Origin of the sequence: Lautropia mirabilis, from assembly GCF_900637555.1 — a bacterium.
GTDB lineage: Bacteria > Pseudomonadota > Gammaproteobacteria > Burkholderiales > Burkholderiaceae_E > Lautropia > Lautropia mirabilis.
In genome coordinates, this window is record NZ_LR134378.1 from 1,887,533 (window position 1) to 1,912,676 (window position 25,144).

23 protein-coding genes are annotated in these 25,144 nt (G+C 66.0%); 15 read left to right on the forward strand and 8 right to left on the reverse strand.

What is annotated here, in order from left to right; all coding sequences use genetic code 11:
* Window positions 1–23 precede the first annotated feature (23 nt).
* Window positions 24–668, forward strand: coding sequence for a YbhB/YbcL family Raf kinase inhibitor-like protein (locus EL249_RS07690; protein WP_005673306.1), 645 nt, complete (start codon window positions 24–26; stop codon window positions 666–668).
* A gap of 14 nt (window positions 669–682) precedes the next feature.
* Here EL249_RS07690 and lexA read toward each other — a convergent pair whose 3' ends face one another.
* Entirely contained in the window at window positions 683–1,474 is a 792-nt protein-coding gene (lexA, locus tag EL249_RS07695) for a transcriptional repressor LexA (RefSeq protein WP_005673305.1), read from the reverse strand.
* Window positions 1,475–2,073: 599 nt separating this feature from the next.
* Between lexA and EL249_RS07700 the strand changes: the two genes are divergently transcribed.
* A complete protein-coding gene (locus EL249_RS07700; RefSeq protein ID WP_005673304.1) occupies window positions 2,074–2,373 on the forward strand; it encodes an RNA recognition motif domain-containing protein in 300 nt (99 codons plus the stop codon).
* A gap of 117 nt (window positions 2,374–2,490) precedes the next feature.
* Here EL249_RS07700 and EL249_RS07705 read toward each other — a convergent pair whose 3' ends face one another.
* Window positions 2,491–4,164 (reverse strand): electron transfer flavoprotein-ubiquinone oxidoreductase, encoded by a 1,674-nt coding sequence (locus EL249_RS07705; RefSeq protein WP_005673303.1) that lies wholly within the window; start codon window positions 4,162–4,164, stop codon window positions 2,491–2,493.
* A 353-nt stretch (window positions 4,165–4,517) separates the two neighbouring features.
* Between EL249_RS07705 and pyrG the strand changes: the two genes are divergently transcribed.
* The 5 genes from pyrG (at window position 4,518) to ftsB (ending at window position 9,309) form a co-directional block, all read left to right on the forward strand.
* Window positions 4,518–6,227 carry a CTP synthase gene (pyrG, locus tag EL249_RS07710; RefSeq protein ID WP_005673302.1) on the forward strand — a complete coding sequence of 570 codons (1,710 nt, stop codon included), beginning with the start codon at window positions 4,518–4,520 and terminating at the stop codon, window positions 6,225–6,227.
* The gene (kdsA, locus tag EL249_RS07715; protein ID WP_005673301.1) at window positions 6,224–7,081 is read left to right on the forward strand and encodes a 3-deoxy-8-phosphooctulonate synthase; all 858 of its coding nucleotides are present in this window, start codon (window positions 6,224–6,226) and stop codon (window positions 7,079–7,081) included. The genes pyrG and kdsA overlap by 4 nt, the downstream gene beginning before the upstream one ends.
* 168 nt (window positions 7,082–7,249) lie before the next feature.
* Window positions 7,250–7,546 carry a DUF1330 domain-containing protein gene (locus tag EL249_RS07720; RefSeq protein WP_005673300.1) on the forward strand — a complete coding sequence of 99 codons (297 nt, stop codon included), beginning with the start codon at window positions 7,250–7,252 and terminating at the stop codon, window positions 7,544–7,546.
* Window positions 7,547–7,558: 12 nt separating this feature from the next.
* Window positions 7,559–8,848 carry a phosphopyruvate hydratase gene (gene eno, locus EL249_RS07725; RefSeq protein WP_005673299.1) on the forward strand — a complete coding sequence of 430 codons (1,290 nt, stop codon included), beginning with the start codon at window positions 7,559–7,561 and terminating at the stop codon, window positions 8,846–8,848.
* 164 nt (window positions 8,849–9,012) lie between these two features.
* Complete coding sequence (gene ftsB, locus EL249_RS07730) at window positions 9,013–9,309, forward strand: cell division protein FtsB (protein WP_005673298.1); 297 nt, start codon at window positions 9,013–9,015, stop codon at window positions 9,307–9,309.
* A gap of 143 nt (window positions 9,310–9,452) precedes the next feature.
* Here the strand turns inward: ftsB and hslO are convergent, their stop codons facing one another.
* Window positions 9,453–10,397 carry an Hsp33 family molecular chaperone HslO gene (gene hslO / locus EL249_RS07735; protein ID WP_005673297.1) on the reverse strand — a complete coding sequence of 315 codons (945 nt, stop codon included), beginning with the start codon at window positions 10,395–10,397 and terminating at the stop codon, window positions 9,453–9,455.
* Window positions 10,385–10,912, reverse strand: coding sequence for a gamma carbonic anhydrase family protein (locus EL249_RS07740; RefSeq protein WP_005673296.1), 528 nt, complete (start codon window positions 10,910–10,912; stop codon window positions 10,385–10,387). The genes hslO and EL249_RS07740 overlap by 13 nt, the downstream gene beginning before the upstream one ends.
* 142 nt (window positions 10,913–11,054) lie before the next feature.
* Between EL249_RS07740 and EL249_RS13200 the strand changes: the two genes are divergently transcribed.
* Both EL249_RS13200 and EL249_RS07750 read left to right on the forward strand, forming a co-directional pair.
* A complete protein-coding gene (locus EL249_RS13200; RefSeq protein WP_040529802.1) occupies window positions 11,055–11,345 on the forward strand; it encodes a YgaP-like transmembrane domain in 291 nt (96 codons plus the stop codon).
* Window positions 11,342–11,539, forward strand: a complete 198-nt coding sequence (locus EL249_RS07750) for a YgaP family membrane protein (protein ID WP_005673294.1) — start codon at window positions 11,342–11,344, stop codon at window positions 11,537–11,539. The genes EL249_RS13200 and EL249_RS07750 overlap by 4 nt, the downstream gene beginning before the upstream one ends.
* Window positions 11,540–11,766: 227 nt before the next feature.
* On the opposite strand, the gene EL249_RS07755 is transcribed toward EL249_RS07750, so the two are convergent.
* Complete coding sequence (locus EL249_RS07755) at window positions 11,767–13,578, reverse strand: alpha-amylase family glycosyl hydrolase (RefSeq protein ID WP_005673293.1); 1,812 nt, start codon at window positions 13,576–13,578, stop codon at window positions 11,767–11,769.
* 345 nt (window positions 13,579–13,923) lie between these two features.
* Here EL249_RS07755 and EL249_RS07760 point away from each other — a divergent pair, with 345 nt between their 5' ends.
* The 3 genes from EL249_RS07760 (at window position 13,924) to EL249_RS07770 (ending at window position 17,045) form a co-directional block, all read left to right on the forward strand.
* On the forward strand, window positions 13,924–14,790 hold the full coding sequence (locus EL249_RS07760) for a PHP domain-containing protein (protein ID WP_005673292.1): 867 nt from the start codon (window positions 13,924–13,926) through the stop codon (window positions 14,788–14,790).
* 252 nt (window positions 14,791–15,042) lie between these two features.
* Entirely contained in the window at window positions 15,043–15,663 is a 621-nt protein-coding gene (locus tag EL249_RS07765; protein ID WP_005673291.1) for an L-threonylcarbamoyladenylate synthase, read from the forward strand.
* Between the two features lie 59 nt (window positions 15,664–15,722).
* Window positions 15,723–17,045, forward strand: a complete 1,323-nt coding sequence (locus tag EL249_RS07770; RefSeq protein ID WP_005673289.1) for a tryptophan--tRNA ligase — start codon at window positions 15,723–15,725, stop codon at window positions 17,043–17,045.
* Window positions 17,046–17,078: 33 nt separating this feature from the next.
* On the opposite strand, the gene EL249_RS07775 is transcribed toward EL249_RS07770, so the two are convergent.
* Window positions 17,079–20,063: a sensor domain-containing protein gene (locus tag EL249_RS07775; protein WP_126348141.1), complete on the reverse strand. Its 2,985-nt coding sequence runs from the start codon at window positions 20,061–20,063 to the stop codon at window positions 17,079–17,081.
* A gap of 89 nt (window positions 20,064–20,152) precedes the next feature.
* On the opposite strand from EL249_RS07775, the gene EL249_RS07780 reads away from it, so the two are divergent.
* From EL249_RS07780 to bamC, 3 genes are all read left to right on the forward strand, one after another.
* Window positions 20,153–20,722 carry a class I SAM-dependent methyltransferase gene (locus tag EL249_RS07780; RefSeq protein ID WP_050782056.1) on the forward strand — a complete coding sequence of 190 codons (570 nt, stop codon included), beginning with the start codon at window positions 20,153–20,155 and terminating at the stop codon, window positions 20,720–20,722.
* Window positions 20,723–20,803: 81 nt separating this feature from the next.
* Complete coding sequence (gene dapA, locus EL249_RS07785; protein ID WP_040529800.1) at window positions 20,804–21,688, forward strand: 4-hydroxy-tetrahydrodipicolinate synthase; 885 nt, start codon at window positions 20,804–20,806, stop codon at window positions 21,686–21,688.
* Window positions 21,688–22,926 (forward strand): NlpB/DapX family lipoprotein, encoded by a 1,239-nt coding sequence (bamC, locus tag EL249_RS07790; RefSeq protein ID WP_005673284.1) that lies wholly within the window; start codon window positions 21,688–21,690, stop codon window positions 22,924–22,926. Before dapA ends, bamC begins: the two co-directional genes overlap by 1 nt.
* A 184-nt stretch (window positions 22,927–23,110) precedes the next feature.
* Here the strand turns inward: bamC and EL249_RS07795 are convergent, their stop codons facing one another.
* Together EL249_RS07795 and EL249_RS07800 are read right to left on the reverse strand one after the other, a co-directional pair.
* Entirely contained in the window at window positions 23,111–23,524 is a 414-nt protein-coding gene (locus EL249_RS07795) for a hypothetical protein (protein ID WP_005673282.1), read from the reverse strand.
* A gap of 418 nt (window positions 23,525–23,942) precedes the next feature.
* Window positions 23,943–25,142 carry a metallophosphoesterase family protein gene (locus EL249_RS07800; protein WP_169311669.1) on the reverse strand — a complete coding sequence of 400 codons (1,200 nt, stop codon included), beginning with the start codon at window positions 25,140–25,142 and terminating at the stop codon, window positions 23,943–23,945.
* Window positions 25,143–25,144 lie beyond the last annotated feature (2 nt).

A 25,144-nucleotide genomic window follows, 5' to 3' on the forward strand; every position in this document is an offset into this window, starting at 1 on the left:
GCAACGATGCCTGGAGAAGACGCATGAAAGTACGCAGTGACTCCTTCGTGGCTGGCCAGCCGCTGCCTGATGCGCTGGCCTTCGCGCGACCCGATCCCTCCTCGCGGGTAACCCTTTCCGACAATCGCAACCCGCACCTGGCCTGGGAGGATGTGCCCGAGGGCACCCGTTCCTTTGCCGTGCTGTGCATCGACCATGACGCACCTTCGCGGCCCGACGACGTGAATCACCCGGACCGTGAAGTGCCGGCCGACCTGCCGCGCGTGGAATTCATGCACTGGACGCTCATCGACCTGCCGCCCGAGCTTCGTTCGGTGGGCGAGGGCGTGTATTCCAGCGAGGTCTCGCCGCGTGGCAAGCCGGGGCCGGAGCTGCCTGACGGCACCCGCCAGGGCGTGAACGACTACACGGCCTGGTTTGCTGCCGATCATGACATGAACGGCGACTATTACGGCTACGATGGCCCGTGCCCGCCGTGGAACGATGCGCTGCCGCACCGCTATGACTTCATCGTGCATGCGCTGGATGTGGAGCGCCTGCCCATTGAAGGGCGTTTTGACGGCCGTCAGGCCATCGAGCTGATCAAGCGGCACAGCCTGGGATCGGCCAGCGTGGGCGGCACCTATACGCTGAATGCCCGCCTGCGGGCCACGCAGGCAGGTCGCTGATCTGACGCTTTCCGTCAGCGCGGGGGGCGCTGACGGATCAGCCCCACGCCGATGCCCTCGATATGGAAGTCCCGGGTGCCGACAGGCACGACGATGGGTTCATAGGCGGGATTCTCCGGCAGCAGTTCCACGGGGCCATTGAGCCCGTTTCGGTGCAGCCGCTTGACGGTGACTTCCTGTCCCAGGCGGGCCACGACGATCTGGCCATTGTGTGCGTCGGAGGTGGCCTTGACTGCCAGCAGGTCGCCATCCAGCATGCCCGCATCGCGCATGCTGTCGCCACGGATGCGCAGCAGATAGTCGGGGTGGCGCTCGAAAAGGCTGGCATCGAGCGTGAAGCTGGCCTCGATGTGGCTTTCGGCCAGGATGGGGTGCCCGGCCGCCACGCGCCCCACCAGGGGTAGCGAGATGCTGGGGCTGCTGCCCAGCAGCCCGGCCGCCGCGGCGCGCTCCATGGCGCCTGCACCCAGCCCGCGCACCGTCACGCTGCGCCCGCCCCGGGTGAGCGTGGTGCCGTTGGCTCCCCTGGCCGTGGCATGACCGGCCGTGCCGGAAGCGGCAGGGTGGATCGCGCCTTCCAGGGAACCTTCGGCGGCCGGCAGCAGGCGGATGCCGCGCGAGGTGCCGGCACAGAGTTCGATCATGCCCTTGCGGGCCAGCGCCTTCAGGTGATCTTCAGCGGCATTGACCGACCGGAAGCCCAGCGCACTGGCGATTTCCGCCCGGGTGGGGGGAAAGCCGGTCTGGTCAAGATGCGCTTGGATCTGGGCAAGGACTTCCCGTTGCCGGGCGGTGAGGGGGCGCATGGTGGCAGGCGAATCGAAGAAGGGACAAGGGCGATCAGCCTGTATTTTTGTCCAGTATCGTGTGAACCGCAAGTCATGGGGAGATTCACACTGCAGCAGGCAAAAAAAGTTACACTCTCATATTGTGGCACTGCAACTCAGGATGCGAGCGCTTTCTGTCTCATATACGCGCTGCATTCCGCCGTGACGGGACAGCTTGCTTGAAAGGTCTCCTCAATGCGTTGCCACCATTCCGTTGCTTGCCGGGGCGTTTTCCTGCGGTCGGTCCGCAGGCGCCTGTATCGGGGTTGCGCAGTCGTTCGCACCGCTGCCTGACCCCGCCGGGCGGGCAGCCTCTTTCCACGGGGTTGCCAGGCAATGGAACGGTTCTCTCTTCCAGGGGTTGCCGCCCTGTTCAGGGGCTGGCGCTCTACCGTTCGTAAGCACGGACGGCTGTTCTCGCTCGTTTCTCGTCGATCCCTCGCATGGAGGGCCGCCCGATCGGCCCCGATTCCTGCGCGGGGGCTGTGGCTGCATCACGCCGTCGGGCGATCGATCCCCTCGGTATCCGACAGCCGCACGCCGTGTTTCGTCCCTTTTCTGGAAGCCCGTTTCACTACATGTCCACCAAGATCTACGTCGGTAATTTGCCATGGCGCACCACGGATGTGCAGCTGACCCAGCTGTTCGCTGCCCATGGTGATGTCCTCAGTGTCCGCATCATCTCCGACCGGGATACCGGCCGGTCGAGAGGGTTTGCCTTTGTCACCATGGCCAGCGCGCCGGCAGCCCAGGCAGCCATTGCCGCCCTGCACGGCTCGTTGCTGGAAGGGCGCACGCTGGTGGTCAACGAGGCCAACAACCAGGGCGGTCGCCCGGGGTCTCGCCCGACTGGCCCTCGCACGCACGAAGACGCATGAACACAGGGGCCCGGCATCGCCGGGCCCCCTGTGTCGTTTCATGGGGTGTTCCGGAACGGGGGGCGGCCTGCAGGCCCCCGTGGGCAAGGGCGCGTCCCGAAGGGCTGCGCCCAGGGCTTACATGCTGCTGTAGTTCGGGCCGCCGCCGCCTTCCGGCGTTGTCCAGACGATGTTCTGCGTCGGATCCTTGATGTCGCAGGTCTTGCAGTGCACGCAGTTCGACGCGTTGATCTGCAGCTTCAGCCCGCTGCCGTCCTCATGCTCGACGAACTCGTAGACGCCGGCCGGACAGTAGCGCGCCTCGGGCCCGGCGTAGCGGGCCAGGTTCACCGCCACCGGCACCTCGGGGTCCTTCAGGCGCAGGTGCGACGGCTGGTTCTCGTCGTGGTTGGCATTGGAGATGAACACCGACGACATCCGGTCGAAGGTGATCCTGCCATCGGGCTTCGGGTACTCGATGGGTTGACATTCGCTGGCCGGCTTCAGATAACAGTGGTCGGCCTTCTTCACGTGCAGGGTGAACGGCAGCTTGCCCCGGAACACCACCTGGTCCAGCCCCACCAGCAGGCTGCCCAGCACCAGGCCCTTGCCCATGGCCGCCTTGAAGTTGCGCGTCTTCCAGAGCTCCTCGTGCAGCGGCGACTGGCGGAAGGCCTCGGGGTAGCCCTGCAGCACGTCGTGGCTGCGGCCCTCGGCCAGGGCCTGCGCGATGCTCTCGGCCGCCAGCATGCCGCTCTTGATGGCTGAATGCACGCCCTTGATGCGGGCCGCGTTCAGGAAGCCCGCCTCGCAGCCCACCAGACAGCCGCCCGGGAAGACCAGCTTCGGCAGGGCGTTGATGCCGCCAGCCGTGATGGCGCGCGCGCCGTACTCCAGGCGACGGCCGCCCTCGAAGGTGTCACGCAGCGCCGGGTGCGTCTTCCAGCGCTGGAATTCCTCGAAGGGTGACAGATAGGGGTTCTGGTAATTGAGGCCCACCACGTAGCCGGCGGCCACCAGATTCTCGCCGAAGTGGTAGATGAAGCCGCCCCCGTAGGTGGCATTGTCCAGCGGCCAGCCCGCCGTGTGCACGACCAGTCCCGGGCGGAACTTCTCGGGTGGGACCTCCCACAGCTCCTTGATGCCGATGCCATAGCTCTGGGGGTCGGACTCGGCCTCCAGCTGGAAGCGCTCCATCAGCTCGCGCCCCAGGTGCCCGCGCGAGCCCTCGGCGAACACCACGTACCGGCCCAGCAGCTCCATGCCCGGCTGGAAGGCGTCGGTGGGCTTGCCATCACGGCCGACGCCCATGTCGCCCGTGATCACGCCACGCACCTGGCCCTCGTCGCCATACAGGATGCGGGCTGCCGGAAAGCCCGGGTAGACCTCCACGCCCAGCGCCTCGGCCTGCTCGCCCAGCCAGCGCACCAGCTGCGCTGCACTGCCGATGTAGGCCCCATGGTTCTTCATGCCCGGCGGGATGGCCCATTCCGGCGTGCGCAGGGTGCCTGTGGCCGTCAGGAACAGCACCTCGTCGTGCGTGACCTCGGTCTGCAGCGGGGCGCCATCCTTCTTCCAGTCGGGCAGCAGCTCGGTGAGGGATTCCGGATCGATGACGGCGCCCGCCAGGATATGGGCACCCACCTCGGCCCCTTTCTCGAGCACACAGACGTTGATCTCCTGGTTCTTCTCGGCCGCCAGCTGCTTGAGCCGGATGGCGGTGGCCAGGCCGGCCGGTCCGGCGCCGACGATCACGACATCGAATTCCATCGAGTCGCGTTCGATCTCGACGACGGATTCATCTCGCTCCATGGAGGCTTCCTTTGAGGGAGGGATGGCCGGGTGTTTGCCCGCACGATCCCGGGTTCGGTGTCCGAGGGGCCCGGTCCGAGGCCTGTCGCGAGCCGACGCATGCGGCACAGCCACCAGAGCCCGTCCGGGGAGTCATCACGATATCCCCGTCATTTTCGGTGAAGCCATGCTGCGGCGCAAACGGGGAAAGCCCCCCGCTCGACAATCGTCCATTTTTGCGTCATGGGAACGTTGCCGCGGTGGCCGGCAGGGGCGGGCGCGGCAACGTGAGGTTCCCGGTCGCGCAAACGCCATCGCCGCACTTTGGCCGGGGCCGGATCATTGCTACAATTTCCATTTCCGGAAGGGCATACATGACCAAATATGTATTTGTCACCGGCGGCGTGGTCTCGTCCCTGGGCAAGGGCATAGCCGCCGCCTCGATGGCCGCGCTCCTGGAGTCGCGGGGGGTCAACGTCACGTTGATGAAGCTTGATCCCTACATCAACGTCGACCCGGGCACCATGAGCCCGTTCCAGCACGGCGAGGTCTTCGTCACCGAGGACGGCGCCGAGACCGACCTGGACCTGGGCCACTACGAGCGCTTCGTCTCAGCGCGCATGCGCCGCTCCAACAACTTCACCACCGGTCAGATCTACGACTCCGTCATCCGCAAGGAACGTCGGGGCGAGTACCTGGGCCGCACGGTGCAGGTCATCCCGCACATCACCAACGAGATCCAGGCCTTCGTCGAGCGTGGCGCAGGTGTGGGCACCCCGGCCGAGGCCGAGGTCGCCATCGTCGAGATTGGCGGTACCGTGGGTGACATCGAATCCCTGCCGTTCCTCGAGGCCGCCCGGCAGATGAGCCTGAAGGTCGGACGCGGCAACGCCTGCTTCGTGCATCTCACGCTGGTGCCCTTCCTGGGCAAGGCCGGCGAGCTCAAGACCAAGCCCACCCAGCACTCGCTGCAGGAGCTGCGCAAGATCGGCATCCAGGCTGACATGGTGCTGTGCCGGGCCGACCGCGCCATCCCTGACGACGAGCGCGCCAAGATCTCGCTCTTTTCCAACATCCCGGTGGATTCGGTCATCTCCGTGCGTGATTCCGACTCCATCTACAAGATCCCGCGCATGCTGCACGAGCAGAAGGTCGACGACATCCTCGTCGATCTGCTCAAGCTCGACCGTCCGCCCGCAGACCTGAGCGTCTGGGACACCCTCATCCAGCGGCTGGAGCATCCGCGCCACCACGTGCGCATTGCCATGGTCGGCAAGTACGTCGACCTCACCGAGTCCTACAAGTCGCTGACCGAGGCGCTGGTGCATGCCGGCATGCACACCTCCACCCGCATCGCCATCGACTACCTCGATTCCGAGCAGATCGAGCGTGAAGGCACCGCCATGCTGGCCAACTACGACGCCATCCTGGTGCCGGGCGGCTTCGGCAAGCGCGGTGTCGAGGGCAAGATCCGGGCCATCCAGTTTGCCCGCGAGCACAAGGTGCCGTTCCTGGGCATCTGCCTGGGCATGCAGCTGGCCGTGGTCGAATACGCGCGCCACGTGGCAGGGCTGACGGATGCCAACAGCACCGAGTTCGCGCTCGATACCCCGCATCCGGTCATCGCGCTCATCACCGAATGGACCGACCGCAGCGGCAACGTCGAGAAGCGGGACCACAGCTCCGGCTTGGGCGGCACCATGCGGCTGGGCGCACAGCGCTGCCCGGTGCGCTCCGGCACGCTGCTGGCCAGCATCTACGGCGACTCGGTCTACGAGCGTCACCGTCACCGCTTCGAGGTCAACAACGACTACGTCGACCGCCTGCAGGCGGCAGGGCTCACCATCGCGGCCCGCACCCCGGTCGAGGGCCTGACCGAGACGGTCGAGCTGCCCACCGCTGGCGAGCATGCGCATCCGTGGTTCCTGGGCGTGCAGTTCCACCCCGAGTTCACGTCCACCCCGCGTCATGGGCATCCGCTCTTCATCGCCTACATCAAGGCGGCGCTGGCTCATGCCAGCGAGCAGCGTGCCCAGCAGTCGGCGGCTGGTGACAGCCAGGCCTCGCAGGAGAAACATTCATGAAGATCGCCGGACGCCCCGCCGGGCTTGACCAGCCCTTCTTCCTGCTGGCCGGGCCGTGCGCCATCGAGTCCCTGCAGCTGGCACTCGACACCGCCGGCCAGCTCAAGGAAATCTGCGCCGAGCTGGATATCCCCTTCGTCTACAAGTCGTCGTTCGACAAGGCCAACCGCAGCTCGGGCAAATCCTTCCGGGGACCGGGGCTTGAGGGCGGGCTGAAGGTGCTGGCCGAGGTCAAGCGCCAGATCGGCGTGCCCGTCGTCACCGATGTCCACGAGATCGACCAGATCAAACCCGTGGCCGAGGTGGTGGACGTGCTTCAGACGCCGGCCTTCCTGTGCCGCCAGACCGACTTCATCAACGCCGTGGCCGCCAGCGGCCGGCCCGTCAACATCAAGAAGGGCCAGTTTCTCGCCCCGCACGACATGAAGCAGGTCGTGGCCAAGGCCCGTGCCGCCGCGAAGGAGGCCGGGGTCGACGAAGACTGCGTCATGGTCTGCGAGCGGGGTGCCAGCTTCGGCTACAACAACCTCGTCTCCGACATGCGCTCGCTGGCCATCATGCGCGAGACCGGCTGCCCGGTGGTCTTTGACGCCACCCACTCGGTCCAGCTGCCGGGCGGGCAGGGCGACCGCTCCGGTGGCCAGCGCGAGTTCATCCCCGTGCTGGCGCGGGCGGCCGTGGCCACCGGCGTGGCCGGCCTCTTCATGGAAACCCACCCCGATCCGGAACACGCCCTGTCCGACGGCCCCAATGCCTGGCCGCTGGCCCGCATGCACGACCTGCTGGCCACGCTGAAGGAACTGGACGCCGTGGTGAAGCGCCAGGGCTTTGCCGAACTGGACCTGGCCGGCTGAGGCAGGTCATGTATGGCCTGGCTGGCTGCAGGCGCCTGTCCGGACGAAGGGCTACGGCCGTCTGTTGCGCCGCGACCTTTCCGCAAGGTTTTATCCCCCGGGAAAGCCCCAATGCAGGCATAATCCCGAAGGTAAAGGAATGTCATAGATTTCCAGGGAGGTAACCCCATGGCAGCCTACGTGATCGCCGACATCGCCGGTGTCACCGACGCCGAGAAGATCGCCGCCTACCGCGAACTCTCCACCCGGGCCACCGCGGCCGGGGGCGGGCGTTTCGTCGCCCGGGGCGGGCAGGTGGATGTCTTCGAGGGCAACTGGAAACCCGAGCGCATCGTCATCATCCGTTTCGATGACATGGACGCGGCCCGCCGGTACTATGATTCGGAGCAGTACCGCCAGGCCCGCGCCACGCGGGCAGGCGCAACCGCACAGTTCAACATGATCTGTGTTGAAGGCTTAGATTGAGGAGAAAGGCCAATGAGTACAATCGTCGACATTATCGGGCGTGAGATCATCGACTCGCGCGGCAACCCCACCGTCGAGTGCGATGTCCTGCTCGAATCCGGTGTGATGGGTCGTGCCGCCGTGCCGTCCGGTGCTTCCACCGGCTCCCGCGAAGCCATCGAACTGCGTGACAACGACGCCAAGCGCTACGGCGGCAAGGGCGTGCTGAAGGCGGTCGAGAACATCAACACCGAAATCTCCGAGGCCGTGCTGGGCCTGGATGCCACTGAACAGGCCTACGTCGACCGTACCCTGATCGAGCTGGACGGTACCGACAACAAGGCCAACCTGGGCGCCAACGCCATGCTGGCCGTGTCCATGGCCGTGGCCCGTGCCGCTGCCGAGGAATCCGGCCTGCCGCTGTATCGCTACTTCGGTGGCTCGGGCCAGATGTCGCTGCCCGTGCCGATGATGAACGTCATCAACGGCGGCGCCCACGCCAACAACAACCTCGACCTGCAGGAATTCATGATCATCCCGCTGGGTGCCCCCACCTTCCGGGAAGCCCTGCGCTATGGTGCCGAGACCTTCCACGCGCTGAAAAAGCTCATCAATGACGCCGGCATGCCGACCTCGGTGGGTGACGAAGGCGGCTTCGCCCCGTCGGTCGATCACCACGAGGCGGCCCTGCAGCTGATCGTGAAGGCCATCGAGAAGGCCGGCTACCGTCCGGGCGAAGACATCGCCCTGGGTCTGGATTGCGCCTCCAGCGAGTTCTACAAGGACGGCAAATACCATCTGGCCGGTGAGAAGAAGGTTCTCACCGCGCCTGAGTTCACCAAGCTGCTGTCCGACTGGGTGGCCAAGTACCCGATCATCTCGATCGAGGACGGCATGGCCGAAAACGACTGGGATGGCTGGAAGCACCTGACCGAGCGCCTGGGCGACAAGGTCCAGCTGGTGGGCGACGACCTGTTCGTCACCAACACCAAGATCCTGCGCGAGGGCATCGACAAGGGCATCGCCAACTCGATCCTCATCAAGGTCAACCAGATCGGCACGCTGACCGAGACCTTCGCCGCCATCGAGCTGGCCAAGACCCACGGCTACACCGCCGTGGTCTCGCACCGCTCCGGTGAGACCGAGGACACGACCATCGCCGACATCGCCGTGGCCACCAACGCCCTGCAGATCAAGACCGGCTCGATGTCCCGCAGCGACCGTATCGCCAAGTACAACCAGCTGCTGCGCATCGAGGAAGATCTGGGCGAAACCGCCGTCTACCCGGGCCGCGACGCCTTCTACAGCATCCGTCGCCGCTGATCGCGGTTCGGGCCCGGCTTCATGCCGGGCTCCCGGACAGGGCCGGACAGGTCCTGGCCGCAGCCTCCCCCAAGGGGGGCCGTGGCCGGTGAAACCAGCCGGCCCTTTTTGCCACTTCTTTCCGTATTCCCTTTCGTCGGCGCGCCGTCGACCCGTCTGCCACCATGCGCCTGCTCTTCGTCGTCCTTGTCGGTCTGCTCGTACTCATCCAGTACCCGCTGTGGCTGGGCCAGGGCAGCTGGTCGCGTGTCTGGCGCCTGGATCAGTCATTGGCCCTGCAGCGTGAGGTCAACGCCGGCAAGCGCCTGCGCAACGAGGGCCTGGAGGCCGAGGTCGAGGACCTGAAATCCGGCCGCTCTGCCGTCGAGGAACGCGCCCGCTATGGCCTGGGCATGGTCAAGCCGGACGAGATCTTCGTGCAGATCAACCCGGCTCCCGATTCACCGGCCACCGGGCATTGACCCTGGGCCGCAGCTGGCCACAGGACGGTGGACCAGAGGGAGCAGGCCAGATACAGCAGGCCCACGTGGCGGCCACCCGGCGCGGCCTGCCATCATGGTTGTTGCGGCCCACGCGCCCGTGTCGTGAAACCGGGCGCGACAGCTCACGACACTGACGTTTTTTCGTCTGCCTGCGGATCGGCAAACAGCGCTGCCACCTGCTGCGTGTCGAAGCGGTACGGCAGCCGGCAGAACTCGCAGTTCACCTGGATGGCGCCTTCCTGCTCCTCCAGGATGCTCTCCACCTCCGCGCGGCCCAGCATCTTCAGCATGCCTGCCACCTTCTCGCGCGAACACGTGCACTGGAAGCGGGGCTTCTTCTGGTCGAAGGCGCGGATGTCCGTCTCCCAGAAGAGGCGGCGCAGCACTTCCTCGGGCGGCAGCGTCAGCATCTCTTCTCGGGTCAGCGTGTCGGCCAGTGCCTGCACCTGCTCCCACAGCATCCGGCCTTCCTCATCGTCGGTGGCCAGCTGGTCGGACGTGCCCGGCATCACCTGCAGCAGCAGCCCGAAGGCGCTCTGCTCGTTGGCGCCCAGCCAGAGCCGTGACGGCAGCTGCTCCGACAGGCTCATGTAGTTTTCCAGCACCTCGGCCACCGTGTCCCCCTCGAAGGGGATGATGCCCTGGTAGGGGTTGTCCAGCCCCTTGGATGCGTCCGAGCTGTTGCTGGCTGGCAGCAGCGTCACCGCAAAACGGCCATTGCCGTCCGGATTCACCAGATCGCCAAAAGAGGCATCGTGCGGGATGGCCGTGCCGTCCTGCAGCTTTACCGTGGCGCGAAAGCGCCCGTCGGCCTGGCATTCCGCCACGAAGAGCCGCGCCGGCCCGGTGCCCTGGATCTGCAGCAGCAGGCTGCCGTCGAACTTCAACGACGAGGCCAGCAGCAGCCCGGCCGCGGTCAGCTCACCCAGCCGCTCGCGCACCGTGGGTGGCACGTCACGCTCGCCGTAGCGCTGGTGATGGGTGACGATGGGCAGCCAGCTCTTGTCCAGCCGCACCACCTGGCCACGCACCCGCCCGTTGAATCCGAATCGAATCAGGGAATCCATTCTGTCAGTTCTCTGTTGTAGCGCGCCGCATGCGCCTGATAGTTTGCGGCCGATTTCGCCAGCCCGGCGATCTCCTCGGCCGTCAGGGGGCGCACCGCCTTGGCCGGTGCGCCGAGGATCAGCCAGCCGTCCTCGAACTGCTTGCCCTCCGTGACCAGCGCCCCTGCACCCACCAGACAGTTGCGGCCTATGCGCGCATGATTCAAGACCACCGCCTGAATCCCCACCAGACTGTTGTCCCCGATCGTACAGCCGTGCAGCATGGCCTGGTGGCCTACAGTAACGTTGCTGCCCAGCACGAGCGGTGCCCCCGGGTCCACGTGCAGCACGGCATTTTCCTGCACGTTGCTGCCTTCGCCGATGGTGATCGGCTCATTGTCGCCGCGCAGCACTGCGCCGAACCAGATGCTGGTGCCGGCCTCCAGCCGCACGTCACCGATCAGCGAGGCTGAGGGGGCCACCCAGGCATCGGGGGCCAGGGTGGGGTGCTTGGGGCCCAAGGTGTAGAGGGGCATGGGGGTCTCCTTGAAATGGCTGTTGAGGGGATAGTGTAGAGCCGGTCAAGGGCGATGGTCTCAGATCGGTGGTTGTGGTCGCCCAACCGTCCAGGGGATCGCAAGCCTGACGGGCGCCGCCCGTCTCGCCACGAACCAGGTCGTGCTGTCGCTGGAAAAGACACGGGACGCCCGTTGTGCCCTGCTGATGCTGCTGCCTTTCACACAATCAGATGTCTGGATGTTGCCAATTCAGGCGTTTTCTATAAGATCAGCGATCAGTCATGACTTCATTCACCTGCTGTCCGGTTTCGTCGGGGCAGGGCTGATGTTTGCCGGCATCTCGGGCTTCTGCGGTCTGGCCCGCCTGCTGGTCAGGATGCCCTGGAACCGCAAGGCCATGACGGCCTCAACCGTTTGTCTGTATTGTCCGATCACCAAGGAGTCATCATGAAACTGAACGTTGGCAGCATCGACCGAGCACTGCGCATCATCATCGGCATCGTGCTGATCGCACTGGCCGCGACCAACACCGTAGGATGGTGGGGGTGGCTGGGCATCATCCTGTTGCTGACTGGTCTGTTCCGCTTCTGCCCGCTGTATCGGATGCTGGGCATCTGCACCTGCCCCATCAGCAACAAGAACTGATCTCCTCCGTCCGGTGGGAGCCCCCGCCGGAAAAGGGTGCCACGCAGGCAACCGGATGCCCTTTCATCGTCCGGGGTGCCTACCTGGTTCCCGACAAGGCCTGCCAGCTCTTTCAGAGCGGCAGGCTTTTTCATGGCGGCAAGGTAAAGGTGGGGCGAGTGACAGGCGAAGAGGGCGCATGACACACACGAATCCCCGTATGCGCCATCTCCCGGTTCAGCAGGTCATCAGGACGGGTCGCGGCTGTAGATCAGCACACTGTAAGGCGCAATCGTCACTTCCGCGCTGGCCGGCAGGCCATCCTGGGCCTCATCCGTGGCCGTGAGATGGGTGCTGAGGGTGTTCTGGAAATCATCGCTGTAGATCGACGCATCGGAATTGAAACGCAGCTTCCATTCGCCGCTCTGCGGCATGCCGATGCGATAACCTTCCTTCACCTCGTAGCCGCAATTGGCGATCACCATCACGTCATCCCCGTCACCGTGCTGGTCCCAGCGCTGGAGCGCGATCAGGTTCTGCTGATCATTCACGTGCGTGACGGCCACATTCTGTCCGCACAGCCCACGACTGACGCCATCCCGGTTCAGCCGCAGCCAGATCAGGTCACGGTACATGCGGGCCACGCCGTGATACTCCTCGTTCATGTGCCAGTCGAGCGGCACATTGTCACGGAACCATTCGCCCTGCAGGAATTCCTGTCCCTGAAAGATCATCGGGATGCCGGGCGAGGTGAACAGCAGCCCGGCCGCCAGCGTCGAGCGCTTCTGGGCATGCCAGCCCGTCGGATCATCGTTGTTGATCTCCTGCGGAACGCGCGCCTTGCCATTGGCCACCTCATCGTGTGACTCGCTGTAGATCACGCGATTGCAGGCATCTTCCTCATAGCGGTAGGTGATGGCCGTCTTCACCGCCTCCATCGAGCGGCCTGCATCATCGGCCTGGATCACCATCTCGCGGATCGGATGCACGAACTGTGCATCCCACTGAGAATGGAAGCCCGCACCGCTCCGGTCCGGGTCGGCGGTGATGGCCGGATTGCTGTGCAGATCCTCGGCGATCATGATCCGGCCCGGAAAACGCTTGCGCACGTCCTGGTTCACGTACTGCATCAGGCTCCAGCCTTCCGGAATCGTCTCGCCGCCGTCCCCGTTCACGCTGTGGATGTAGAGGATCATGTCCCAGCGCAAGCCGTCGACGTGGTAGTCCTCAAGCCACATCATCGCGTTGTCGTGGATGAACTGACGAACCTCGCCACGGCCGTAGTCCGGGCGAGTGTCCCCCCAGGGCGTCTTCGAGCGGTGGTCGTTGTAGAAGTAGATGCCGCCCTTGTCGTTCTCCTGCCAGCCATCGAACTGCCACAGGTCGAGATCGCTCGGGCCGAAGTGGTTGTAGACCACATCCAGGATGACGGCGATGCCGCGCTTGTGCGCCTCCCGGACGAGCTGCTTGAAGCCGTCCGGCCCGCCATAGGCACTTTCCACCGCGAAGATGTGGGCGGGGTTGTAGCCCCAGGAGTAATCTCCGGCGAACTCGGCGATCGGCATGATCTGGATGGCATTGACCCCGAGCTTCACCAGATGATCCAGCCGCTGCAGCATGGTCTCGAATCCCCCCGGCCGGCCTTCCTCTTCCACATGGAAAGAGCCGATATGCAGCTCATAGATCACGAGCTCGTTGTGTGAACTGACCTGGAAGTCATCGCCCTGCCAGTCGAAAGCGGCCGGATCGTAGATCACACCGTGACCGACCGAATTCGTCACCTGACGGGCATACGGGTCGATCCGCTCCAGCACGGTATCGCCATTGCGGAGCACGAACTTGTATTCCTGACCGGCCTTGGCGCCCTTGACTTCGGCATACCAGTAGCCGTTGCCCTCATGAACGAGCGGGTGTTCGGTCTTTGACCAGTCATTGAAATCTCCCGTCACCCAGACCTGATCCGCATGCGGCGCCCAGACGCGGAAGAAAACGCCCCCCTTGCAGGGCAGTGCGCCCATGCCGGCATGATGTTTCCGGTTTCGCTTGGAAGAATCGGTCATTCGGTGGCTCCTCGACGGATCGTGATCGGACAGCCAAACAAAATATCAGGGATCCGACTGACCATTTTTATTACACGAGAAGCTGGAAATGTCTTTACATTTTGTTCATCTTTCAGCATCTTCATTCATCATCACTCATGTCAGAAGATGGGTGCGAGCCTAGGGTCGGAAGGGCTGCGGCGTGAGATGGCGACAGACCGGGGTCGAGGAGGGGTGTCAGCTTTTGCCTTTCAGCGCACGTGCGCTGGGTGATGCTGGGTGATTCAGGCCCCGGAGGGCCCCGTTGCAGTCGGCTGTTGTGGTCGGCCAACCGTCCAAAGGTGTCCACGTGCAACAATCCGTCTCATGCCCGCCGATCACCTCAACATCGACCTCCACAGCCACACCACCCGTTCTGACGGCATGCTCTCGCCCACGGCGCTGGTGGAGCGTGCCCGTGCCAACGGGGTGGACATGCTGGCGCTGACCGACCATGACGTGCTGGATGGCCTGCCCGAGGCGCGGGCGGCTGCACGGGCCGAGGGGCTGGTGCTGATTCCGGGGGTGGAGGTGTCGATCACCTGGGCGGGCGAGACCATCCACATCGTGGGCCTGCGGGTGGATCCGCAGGATGCGACGCTGCTGGCCGGGCTGGAGGCCAACCGGGCGGGGCGCACCGAGCGGGCGCGCGAGATGGCGGCCGAGCTGGAACGCTGCGGGGTGCCCGATGCCTGGGAAGGGGCGCTGAAGTACGTGGGCAACCCGGCCCTGATCTCGCGCAGCCATTTTGGCCGGCACCTGGTGGCGCTGGGGCTGTGCGCCAGCCAGCGCGAGGTGTTCGATAACTGGCTGGTGCCCGGCAAGCCCGGCTATGTGCCGCAGCGCTGGGCCAGCCTGGATGAGGCGGTGAGCTGGATCCGGGGCGCGGGCGGGGTGGCGGTGCTGGCGCATCCGGCACGCTACCGGCTGGACGAGACACGGCTGTGGGCGCTGGCCGAGCACTTCAAGGCGGCCGGCGGGCAGGGCATCGAGGTGATCTCGGGTGGTCACGCACCGGCGGACGTTCAGCGGTTCGCGGGCTGGGCGCGCCGGCTGGAGCTGGCCGCGTCACGCGCCTCGGACTTTCACGATCCTGTTGAGAGCCGCTTCGACGTGGGCCAGATGCCGCCGCTGCCGTCCGATCTCACCCCGATCTGGGACGGCTGGCCGGAGCTGGCGGATATTCGCGTCTGAGCGCTCGGATTCACGGGTTCTGCCCGCGCGCCGGTTGCTTTCGGACACGGCACATGCGAACGCGCCGGCACGGCATGGCATCGCGCCAGCCGCGATCTGTTGCAAAATGGCCCTGTCAGGGCGATGCTGTCGCAGCGCCCATTCCATCCGGGTTCATCCCGGCCGGCCGTGTGCATGGCCACCGGTGTCCGGGTCGCCATCGGGGGCCCGAACGGATGGAACACTTCTTCATGGTCTGCCAAGAGGCCCCACATGAAACGCATCGAGATCCATCCCGTCAATCCGCAGCCCCGTCTCATCCGCCAGGTGGCCGAACAGTTCCAGACCGGCGCGCTGGTGGCGCTGCCCACTGATGCCAGCTATGTGCTGGCCTGTCACCTGGAAGACCGCACGGCCGTTGACCGGATGCGTCAGCTGCGCGGCATCGATGAGAAGCACCTGTTGACGCTGCTGTGTCGCGACCTGTCCGAGCTGTCGCAGTACGCGCAGGTGGACAACCGCCAGTTCCGCTTCCTGAAGGAGTGGACGCCGGGCGCCTACACCTTCATCCTGCCCGCCACACGTGAGGTGCCGCGCCGGCTGATGCACCCGTCGCGCAAGACGGTAGGCCTGCGGGTGCCGGAGGCCCCCATCGTGCAGGCGCTGCTGGCCGAGCTGGGCGTGCCACTCCTGTGTGCCTCGCTGATCCTTCCGGGCGACGAGAATCCGCTGTCCGACCCGGACGACATCGAGGACCGCATCGGCAAGCGCATCGACCTGCTGGTCGACGGCGGTGCCGGACAGCTGGAGGCCACCAGCGTCATTGACGTGACGGGTGACGAGCCCGTCATCCAGCGCGTGGGCCTGGGACCAGTGGAGGCCATGCTGCGCTGAGGCCCGTCGAGGACACGTAGAATGCGGAGATTCCATTTTCCGCATCCATCCGCCTCACCATGTCATCTGCCAAGCCCTCCCTGCCACGCGTGCTCACCGGCATCACCACCACCGGCAGCCCGCACCTGGGCAACTATGCAGGCGCCATTCGCCCGGCCATTGCTGCCAGCCGCAGCGGCAATGCCGACAGCTTCTACTTCCTGGCCGACCTGCACGGGCTGATCAAGTGTCCCGATCCGGCCCGCATCCAGCGCTCCACGCTGGAGATCGCCGCCTGCTGGCTGGCGGCAGGGCTCGATCCGGAACGCGTCACCTTCTACCGCCAGTCCGACATCCCCGAGATCCCGCAGCTGTGCTGGTACCTGACCTGCGTGACCTCCAAGGGGCTCCTGAACCGTGCGCATGCCTACAAGGCGGCCAACGACAGGAACCGTGAGGCCGGTCTGGACCTGGATGCCGACGTGACGGCCGGGCTCTACATGTACCCGGTGCTGATGGCGGCCGACATCCTGGCCTTCAGTGCCAACCGGGTGCCGGTGGGGCTGGACCAGGTGCAGCACCTGGAGATCGCACGGGACGTGGCCCAGCGCTTCAACCACCTGTACGGGGAGGTGCTGACGCTGCCCCAAGTGCAGATCGACGAGCAGGTGGGCACGCTGCCGGGCCTGGACGGCCGCAAGATGAGCAAGAGCTACGACAACACCATCCCGCTCTTCACCGAGCGCCGGCAGCTGCAGCGGCTCATCATGAGCATCGTCACCGACTCGCGCCAGCCGGGCGAGCCCAAGGATACCGACGGCTCGGCGCTCTTTCAGCTCTACCAGGCCTTTGCCACCCCGCAGGAAACCGCAGCCTTTGCCCAGGCCTTTGCCGACGGCATTGGCTGGGGGGATGCCAAGCAGCAGCTCTTCGAGATGCTGGACCGGATGCTCTCGCCCATGCGTGAGCGCTACGAGGCGCTGATGGCCGATCCGGCCGGCATCGAGAAGGTGCTGGAGGCCGGTGCAGAGAAGGCGCGGGCGGTGTGCGTGCCGCTGGTGAAGGCGGTGCGCGAGGCGGTGGGCATCCGCTCGCTGGTGGGGGCACAGGCGGGTGGCGCTCAGGCTGCTTCCGGAGCCGCGACGGGGGCCCGTGGCGCCCGACCGGTCCTCAAGCAGTACCGCGAGAAGGATGGCCTCTTCTACTTCAAGCTGCAGGTGGGCGATGCCGAGCCGCTGCTGCAGAGCCTGGGCTTTGCCGATCCGAAGGCATGTGGTGCCTGCATCGGCAGTCTGAAGGCCGACCCGCAGGGCTGGGCCGCCCAGCAGGCGTACCTCCAGCCCGTGCCGGCCGACCGCCAGCCGGCCGTGGTGGCAGCCCTCCAGCAGCTGGCCGAGGGCTGATGCGCATCGGACGTGGTCCCGCGTGATGCGGGATCACACCACGCCGGTCAGTTCGCGTTTCTTCAGGTACTCGGACAGCTTCTGCGGGGGCAGGGCAGCGCTGATGAAGTGACCCTGCATCATGCGGCAGCCCAGCTCGCGCAGGGCGTGCATTTCCTGGGCGGTTTCCACACCCTCGGCGATCACCTGCAGCTTCAGCTTCTCGGCCAGCGTCATGATGGCCTGCATGATGGCGGCGTTGCCCCGGTCGTCGGGCAGGCCGCGGATGAAGCCCTGATCGATCTTCAGGCCGCTGACCGGCAGGTTGCGCAGGTAGGACAGCGACGCATAGCCGGTGCCGAAGTTGTCGATCATCACCTGCACGCCCAGCTTGCGCAGTGCCGTCATCTGGGCGATGGTGCGGCTGGAAGCCTCGATCAGCGTGTTCTCGGTCAGCTCCAGGCGCAGCATCTCGGGGCGCACCTGGTATTCGTCCAGCATGCCCTTGAGCTGCGCCAGGAAGCGGTCCTCGTTGATCTGGTTGGGCGAGATGTTCACCGACACCACCAGGTTGCCGTAGCGATGCAGGTCCAGCTTCTGGCGGTCCTGCAGCGCGCGGCGGATCGTCCAGCTGGCCAGCTGCTTCATGGCGTTGCTCTGCTCGGCACTGGGCAGGAACTGGTCGGGCAGCAACAGCCCCTGGGTGGGGTGGCGCCAGCGGATCAGGCCCTCCATGCCCACCACCTGCAGGTCGAAGCTGGAGATGACGGGCTGGTAGTGCAGCTCCACCTCGCCGCGCTCGATGGCCAGCGGGAATTCGCTGCTCAACTGTACCTGTGCCACCTTGGCGGACTTCAGGTCGGGGCTGAAGAAGCGCACGTCGTTGCGGCCTTCGGACTTCACCGTGTACATCGCGGCGTCAGCACGCTTGATCAGCGTGCCCGCATCGGTGCCGTGCTGCGGCGAGAGCGACACGCCGATACTGGCCGACAGGAAGTGGGCGCGCTCCTGCAGGATGAAGGGGCGCTCGGCCGCTGCCAGCACCTGGCGGGCGATGTGCTCCACCTTCTTCGCGTCGTTCTGGTTGAGCAGCACCAGAATGAACTCGTCACCGCCCACGCGGCTGGCAATGTTGCCAGGGCCGATGGTGTCCTTGAATCGGCGTGCCATCTCCACCAGCACCTGGTCACCGGCCTGGTGGCCCAGGGTGTCGTTGATGGCCTTGTAGCGGTCCAGGTCGATGTAGAGCACGGCCAGCGGCTGCTTGTGTTCCAGCTGCTTTTCCAGTCGTTCGGACAGGTACTTGCGGTTGGGCAGGCCGGTCAGCGCATCGTGCTGCGACTGGCGGCGCAGCTGTGCTTCCAGCCGCTGCCGCTCCATGTACTGCGACAGCAGCCGCGACAGCATGCCGACCAGATCCACGACCAGCGAGTTGCCTTCGAAGCTCTGCGGGGTGAAGAAGAGCAGGACGGACAGCACCTTGCCCTTGTCCATGACCGGGGCGAGCAGGGCGGCCTTCAGGCCCAGCCGCTCCATCTGGTAGCGGGCATAGAACTCGGCGCTGTTGCCGTCCTTGCGGTGCAGCCACAGCAGGGCGCCCTCGCGAAGCACCATGGCTTCGGGCGAGTTTGCCAGCAGCAGCATCTCCTTGCCCAGCGCCGACAGCATCTCCTGGACGGCCGGGGTGCCGCATTTCTCCTCGATGGTGACCCGCGAGCTTTCCGGGACCGGGCGCATGTGCAGGCCGCCCGCCCAGTTCAGCGTCCGGCAGACCAGGGTGATCACCTCGCGCACCACGACCGATTCGTCCTGTCCCTGTGCGTCGAGCTCCTGCAGCAGCTTGACGATGTCGGACTCCAGGCGCAGCAGCAGGTTCTGGTGGTTCTCGCGCGTCACGTCGCGGCCCACGCCCCGGTAGTACAGCAGCTGCCCGGTCTTCTCGTCGATGATCGGGCGCCCCGACAGCGACAGCGTGAGCAGGCGACCCTTGGTGAGGATGCCGAACTCGAAGTCACGGATGCGTTCACCCCGCTGCAGGGTGGCATGCCACAGCTTCCAGCCGGCATGCGGGTCCTGCAGGAGCATCTCGCGCGCCTGTTGCAGGTGCTCCGGCAGGATTCGCGCGTCCTGCTCCGGTGTCTTGTCGTTCCGACGTCGGGCGGGGGGATTGCTGTTGGCCGCACGTGCGTCATTGGCCAGCTTCTGGGCCAGCTGCGTCTCGCCGGCCCAGGGAATGTTCACCGTCGTCAGGTCCCAGAAATAGTGACCCGTGATGGCATCGGACCAGTCACGCAGCAGGTCCGGAATCTGCTTCGAGATCTCGCGGATCCGGAAGTCCGGCTCCAGCTCCCAGTCCCAGTCGGCACTCAGCTCGGTCAGGGTCAGGTACTTGGCCTTCTCGTCGGCCAGCTGGTCGGCGGCGGCCTTGCTCTCGGTGATGTCCTGGGCCACGCCGGCGATGCGTGCCAGCTGGCCGTCCTCACCCAGCTCGGGCGTGCCCACCCAGCGCACCCAGATGGGGGTGGAGCCGTCCTTCACGTACCGGAACACCAGGTCGATGCGTTCCTGCCGGGCACTCTGGCGACGGTGCTCGCTCTTGAACTTTTCCTGGTCCTCGGGGTGCACGCAGATGAAGAAGGCCTGCTGCGAGACCGAACCGTGCTCCTTTTCCAGACCGAACACGTTGTAGCAGCCGCCGCTCATGTGGATCATCTTCGTCTTCTGATCCCACACCCACGAGCCCACGTGTGCCAGCCCTTCGGCCAGACCGTACTGGGCCTGCAGTTCCTGCAGCCGGCGGTTCACGGCCCGTTCGGCCCGCAGGTCCTCGGACGTGTTCAGCAGGCTGTAGGCAAACACCGTGAGCGCGAACAGCGCCACCGGTGCCAGGTACATCATGTAGGTGCGCATCCATTCCGGGTACAGCTCGCCCCCCAGAATGATCAGCAGCGCCACGGCGCTGGGCAGGATGAACACGAGCAGCCGCCGGCGCAGGCGGCGCAGGTTTTCATAGAATCGTTGCAATGCAGGTGCTGCCACGTCAACGGCCTCCGCCCTGGGGGGCCGGCACCTGTGCCAGCCGTAGGCTGGCCGCGACGAGGCCAGCCCGGTTTTCCGGAATCATGCTGATGAACAACGAAGCGAGAAACGATGCAGGGGCTGGTCCGGATGCGGACGGCCCCAGTGACTGGGTGCGGCGCTGGCTGCCCGAAGCGAGCGGGTCGGGTCGGGTGCTGGACTTTGCCTGCGGGCGCGGGCGGCACGCACGGCTGGCCGCAGAGCGGGGGCATTCGGTGCTGGCGCTGGACCGCGATCCGGCCTGTCTGGCACTGAACCGGATACCGGGCATCGAGGCGCGCGTGGCCGATCTGGAAGCCGATGCCTGGGACTGGGGCTCGGAGCGCTTTGCGGTCATTGTCATCACCAGGTATCTGTTTCGTCCGAGACTTGATCTGTTGCTGGGGCGGCTGGCTGACGGCGGCTGCCTGATCTACGAGACCTTTGCCCAGGGGCATGGGCGCTATGGTAGGCCGTCGAGACCCGGCCACCTGCTGCAGCCCGACGAATTGTTTATCGCGGCCCGACGGGCGGCCTTGCGTGTCTGCGCCTTCGAGCAGGGGAGTGTCAGCCAGCCGCGACAGGCCATCGTGCAGCGGATGGTGGCCTGGCGCAGCAACCAGCCGCAGTCGCTGCGCTAGAATGGGCGGCACCGCCGCCGGGTGGGCCACTTCCGTCCTGCCTGCCCGGCCACTGATGCCACACCATCGGGAGATGCCATCATGAAGATCCAAGGCAGTCTGGTCGCGGTCGTTTCGCCGATGAAGGCGGATGGCTCACTGGATTTCGACGCATATCGCAACCTGCTCGACTGGCACATCGAGTCCGGGACCAGCGCCATCGTGGCGGTGGGCACCACCGGAGAATCGCCCACTGTCAGCGTCGAGGAGCACGCTCAACTCATCCGGGTCGCCGCTGAACATTGCCGCGGCCGGGTCCCGGTCATCGCCGGTACCGGTGCCAATTCCACGCGCGAGGCCATCGAGCTCACCCGCCATGCCTTCGAGGTGGGGGTGGACGCCACGCTGCAGGTGGCCCCCTATTACAACAAGCCCTCGCAGGAGGGCCTGTACCGCCACTTCACCACGGTGGCCCAGGAAGGCGGTCTGCCCGTCATCCTGTACAACGTGCCTGGCCGTACCGTGGCCGATATCTCCAATGCCACCGTGCTGCGGCTGGCCGACAACCCCAACATCATCGGGCTGAAGGACGCCACGGGCGACATCGGCCGGGGCGCGTCGCTGCTGGCCCGCCTGCCCGAGCGCTTTGCCGTCTACAGCGGCAACGACGATTCCGCGCTGGCGCTCATGGCCATGGGCGCCGACGGTGTCATCTCGGTCACGGCCAACGTGGCACCGAAGCAGATGGCCGACATGTGCGCCGCCGCCCTGGCGGGCGACTTTGCCAAGGCGCGCACCATAAACCGCAAGCTCATCACGCTGCATGAGCGGCTGTTCTCGGAACCGAACCCGGTGCCGGTCAAGTGGGCGCTGGCCCGCATGGGCCGCATTGCCGGCCCGACGGTCCGTCTGCCGCTGTCGCCGCTCACGCCTGCCGGCCAGGCCAGCGTGCTTGATGCCCTGAAAACCTCGGGAGTCCTTGTCTGATGTCCGATTCCGTGCGCCGCCCGTCGCGGGCCGTCTGGCCAGCCCTGCTGGTGCCTTTCCTGCTGCTGGGCGGCTGCTCCGTCCTGCGTGACTCGCTCGACGCCGACAACGTCGAGTACCGCAATGCCCGGCGCGGGCCCGGCCTGGACGTGCCGCCCGATCTGGTGGCGCCCAAGGCCGACAGCCGCTACACGCTGCCGGGCACCGAGGAAAGCCAGAGCCTGTCCGATTTCAACCGGCAACGCGAGGACGCTCGTGCCAATGGCGACGGGGTGCCCAGCGCCGGCAACGTGCTGCCCGAGCGTGCCGAGGCCCGCATCCATCGTGACGGTCCCACGCGCTGGATCTCCGTCAAGGCGCCGCCCGAGAAGGTCTGGCCCATCCTGCTGGACTTCTGGGCCGTGCAGGGCTTCAACCTGGAAGTCTCCCAGCCGCGGCTGGGCCTGATGGAGACCGACTGGGCCGAGCGCTACCAGCGGGTCGAGACCGATGGCGTGCGCGGCATCCTGTCCCGCAAGACCGGGGCCGTCTATGCCACCGGTGACCGTGACAAGTACCGCACCCGGCTGGAGCGCACCGAGGGAGGCGACACCGAGATCTACCTGACCTACTACGGTCGCGAGGAGCAGCTGCGCGGCTCGAACAAGGACCAGTCGATCTGGGTGCCCAACAACGAGAACCGTACCGAGCTGGAGGTGGAGTACCTGCGGCGGATGCTGGCGCGGCTGGACAGCGCCTTCGCCCATGGACAGCTGGGCAGTACCGCACAGGCCGATGCCACGGGTGCAGCCAGCGGTCAGGGGGCGGATGCAGCCGCGGCTTCGGCACCTGCTGCGGGTGCCCAGCCGGCGGAGAAATCCCGCGCACGCATCGTGACCCAGGAAGGCCAGCCCAGCCATCTGGTGCTGTCCGAGGACTTCGATCGCAGCTGGCGTTCGGTGGGCGTGGTGCTGGACCGGCTCGATTTCAGCATCGAGGATCGCAACCGCGAGCAGGGGGTCTACAACATCATCTATGTGGACCCGCAGCGCCGTGACAAGACGCAGGGCACGTGGTCGCGCATCTTCTCGGGTGAACGCAAGGATCTCACCGGCCAGCACTATCAGCTGCTGGTGCGGGGTGAGGGCGGCGAGACGGCCGTCAGCGTGCTGCTGGCCGACGGCAAGCAGCCTTCCCGCGAGGAAGATCGCCGCGTGGCCGACGAGATCATCCGCATCCTGAACGAGAACCTGCGCTGACATCACAAGGAGGGCCCCAGGGGGCCTTCCGGTGGTTCTGCCCGCAAAAAAATCGCCCCGGCGGCCTGTGCCATCGGGGCGATTTTTTGGACGCCTGGTGTGGCGTCCTGAAGGCTGCATCCTGCCTGGTTGGGCGGACCCGAACGGCGTTCAGGCCCGCACAGGCAGGATCAGACCACCTGGATCACTGCTTGGCAGCGTCCTTGGCGTTCTGAACGGCCTTGGCCGCGGCATCCTTGGCGGAATCCATCTTCTCGGAAGCAGCGTCCTTGGCAGCGCCCATCTTCTCGGAAGCGGCGTCCTTGGCCGCATCCATCTTCTCGGCGGCAGCGTCCTTGGCGTCGTGCATGTGCTGCTTGGCGTTGTCCATGGCGGCACCAGCCGATTCCTTGGCGTTGTCCATGCCCTTGGCAGCGGCGTCCTTGGCAGCTTCCACGCCCTTGGAGGCGGCTTCCTTGGCGGAATCCACGGCCTGCGAGGCGTTCTGCTTGGCGTCGTCCAGAGCCTTCTGGGCGGCTTCGGCGGCAGGATCCTGCTGTTTCTGGCAGGCAACCAGGGCCAGGGCGAGCAGCGGAGCCGCAAAGATCAGTTTACGCATGGTTCTCTTTTCTCTCGATTAGGGGAGTTGAACAGGACTGGCCTGATCGACATGCCGACGCTGGCTGGCACGCCAGGGAAATGCGGAAAGTGGAAGGACATCTGCCGTCTTCCGCATTGCCATATGTCAAGTCGACAATTGATGGTAGCACCCCGACCGATGCCCTTTGTGCCGGCCATGTTGTGGGCGGAGGCGGGATGGTAAGCGCTTGTACCTTTTGATACGTGCTGTCATGCAGATCGACTGTCTGAAAGATGGTGATACATGGTGGGCGCTTTCCAGCTGGGCGGGCCGCCGGCGCAGTTCGGCGCAGGGGCCTGGACGGCCCTTCGCACGTGTGAGAGAACGTCCAGACCCCGTGCCTGGAGGCGAGCACGGGGCCGTGGCTTCCTCGCCTGCCGTGGACCGATGGCCGCCCTCAGGCGTGGTGGGTATAGACCCGGAAGGCCGGCCCGCGTTCCGGATCGGGGCGATCCGGCATGGCGGCTTCCGGGTTCCAGCGGATGGTCACCCACTGCCAGGTGAAGGGCGAGCCGAAGCACTCCACCCGGATGAAGTTTTCCAGGCCGTGGGAGCGCAGCAGCAGGCGGTCGGTGCGGAAGATGTGGGTATCGCCATGCAGCAGCGCCACGGGTCCGCCGAAGTCCGCTGCCGTGGCGATGATGGCCTGGCGCGTGGCCGTCCAGCCGTCGTTGCGGGCGGCCTCGAAGCCCATGTTGGCATGGGTGGCAATGACCAGCCCCCGTGCGCCATAGCGCTTGGCCAGCACGGCCGTCTCGGTCAGCCAGATGGCGTTGGCCTGCTGGCGCAGCGCCCAGGCCTCGCGCATGGCGGGGGTGGAGAACATGGCGTTGTTGCTGCCCACCACGTGGATGGTGCAGAACTGCAGCGATCCGATGCGCCAGCGCATGTTCTCGGGCAGGCGGGGCTGTTCCAGGCTGTTGGAGTCACGCACCGACAGCTGCGGGATCATCTGGCGCTGCTGCTCGACGCGCATGCGACGGGCGCCCAGCGACTCGGGGTGGTGATAGACGCGCGAGCGCAGCCAGTGCAGGCGCTCCAGCGGCGTGCCCGGTGCATAGGGATCGTCCGGGTCGATCCAGCCGCAGTCGGTCCATTCGTTGTCGCCGGGCGTGTAGATGAGCGGATGCTGGCTGCGATCCATCATTTCCACCCGGTCCGAGAGCAGGATGTCGGAGCAGCGCTCACCGCGGCTCTTGATGTCGCCCACGTGCAGGACGAACTCCAGATCCGTGTCGTCCAGCCCTGCCATCACCCGCTTCAGGCCCTGCTGGTCCAGCCGGTTGTAGGGGGTGTCGCCGATGAAGCCGAAGGTGAAGGCGCGGTCCTGGCCATCGAAGGGGACGGTGCCGCTGCCCCAGCCCTCATGTGGGGGAACGGGCTTGCCGGAAGTGTCAGCGGGCTTGCCCTGGGCTTCATGGATGCTGTCCAGCTCGGACAGCGCCTTGGCGTCGAACTGGGGTACGGGGGCATCGGCCCGTGCGGTGGCCAGCAGCGAGGCTGCGGCCAGGGGCGGGGCGGTGACGGCGGCCGTCATCTTCCGCAAGGCCCGCCGCCGCGAGGCGGACGGAGGCACTTCGGGAGGGACGGGTTGCATCG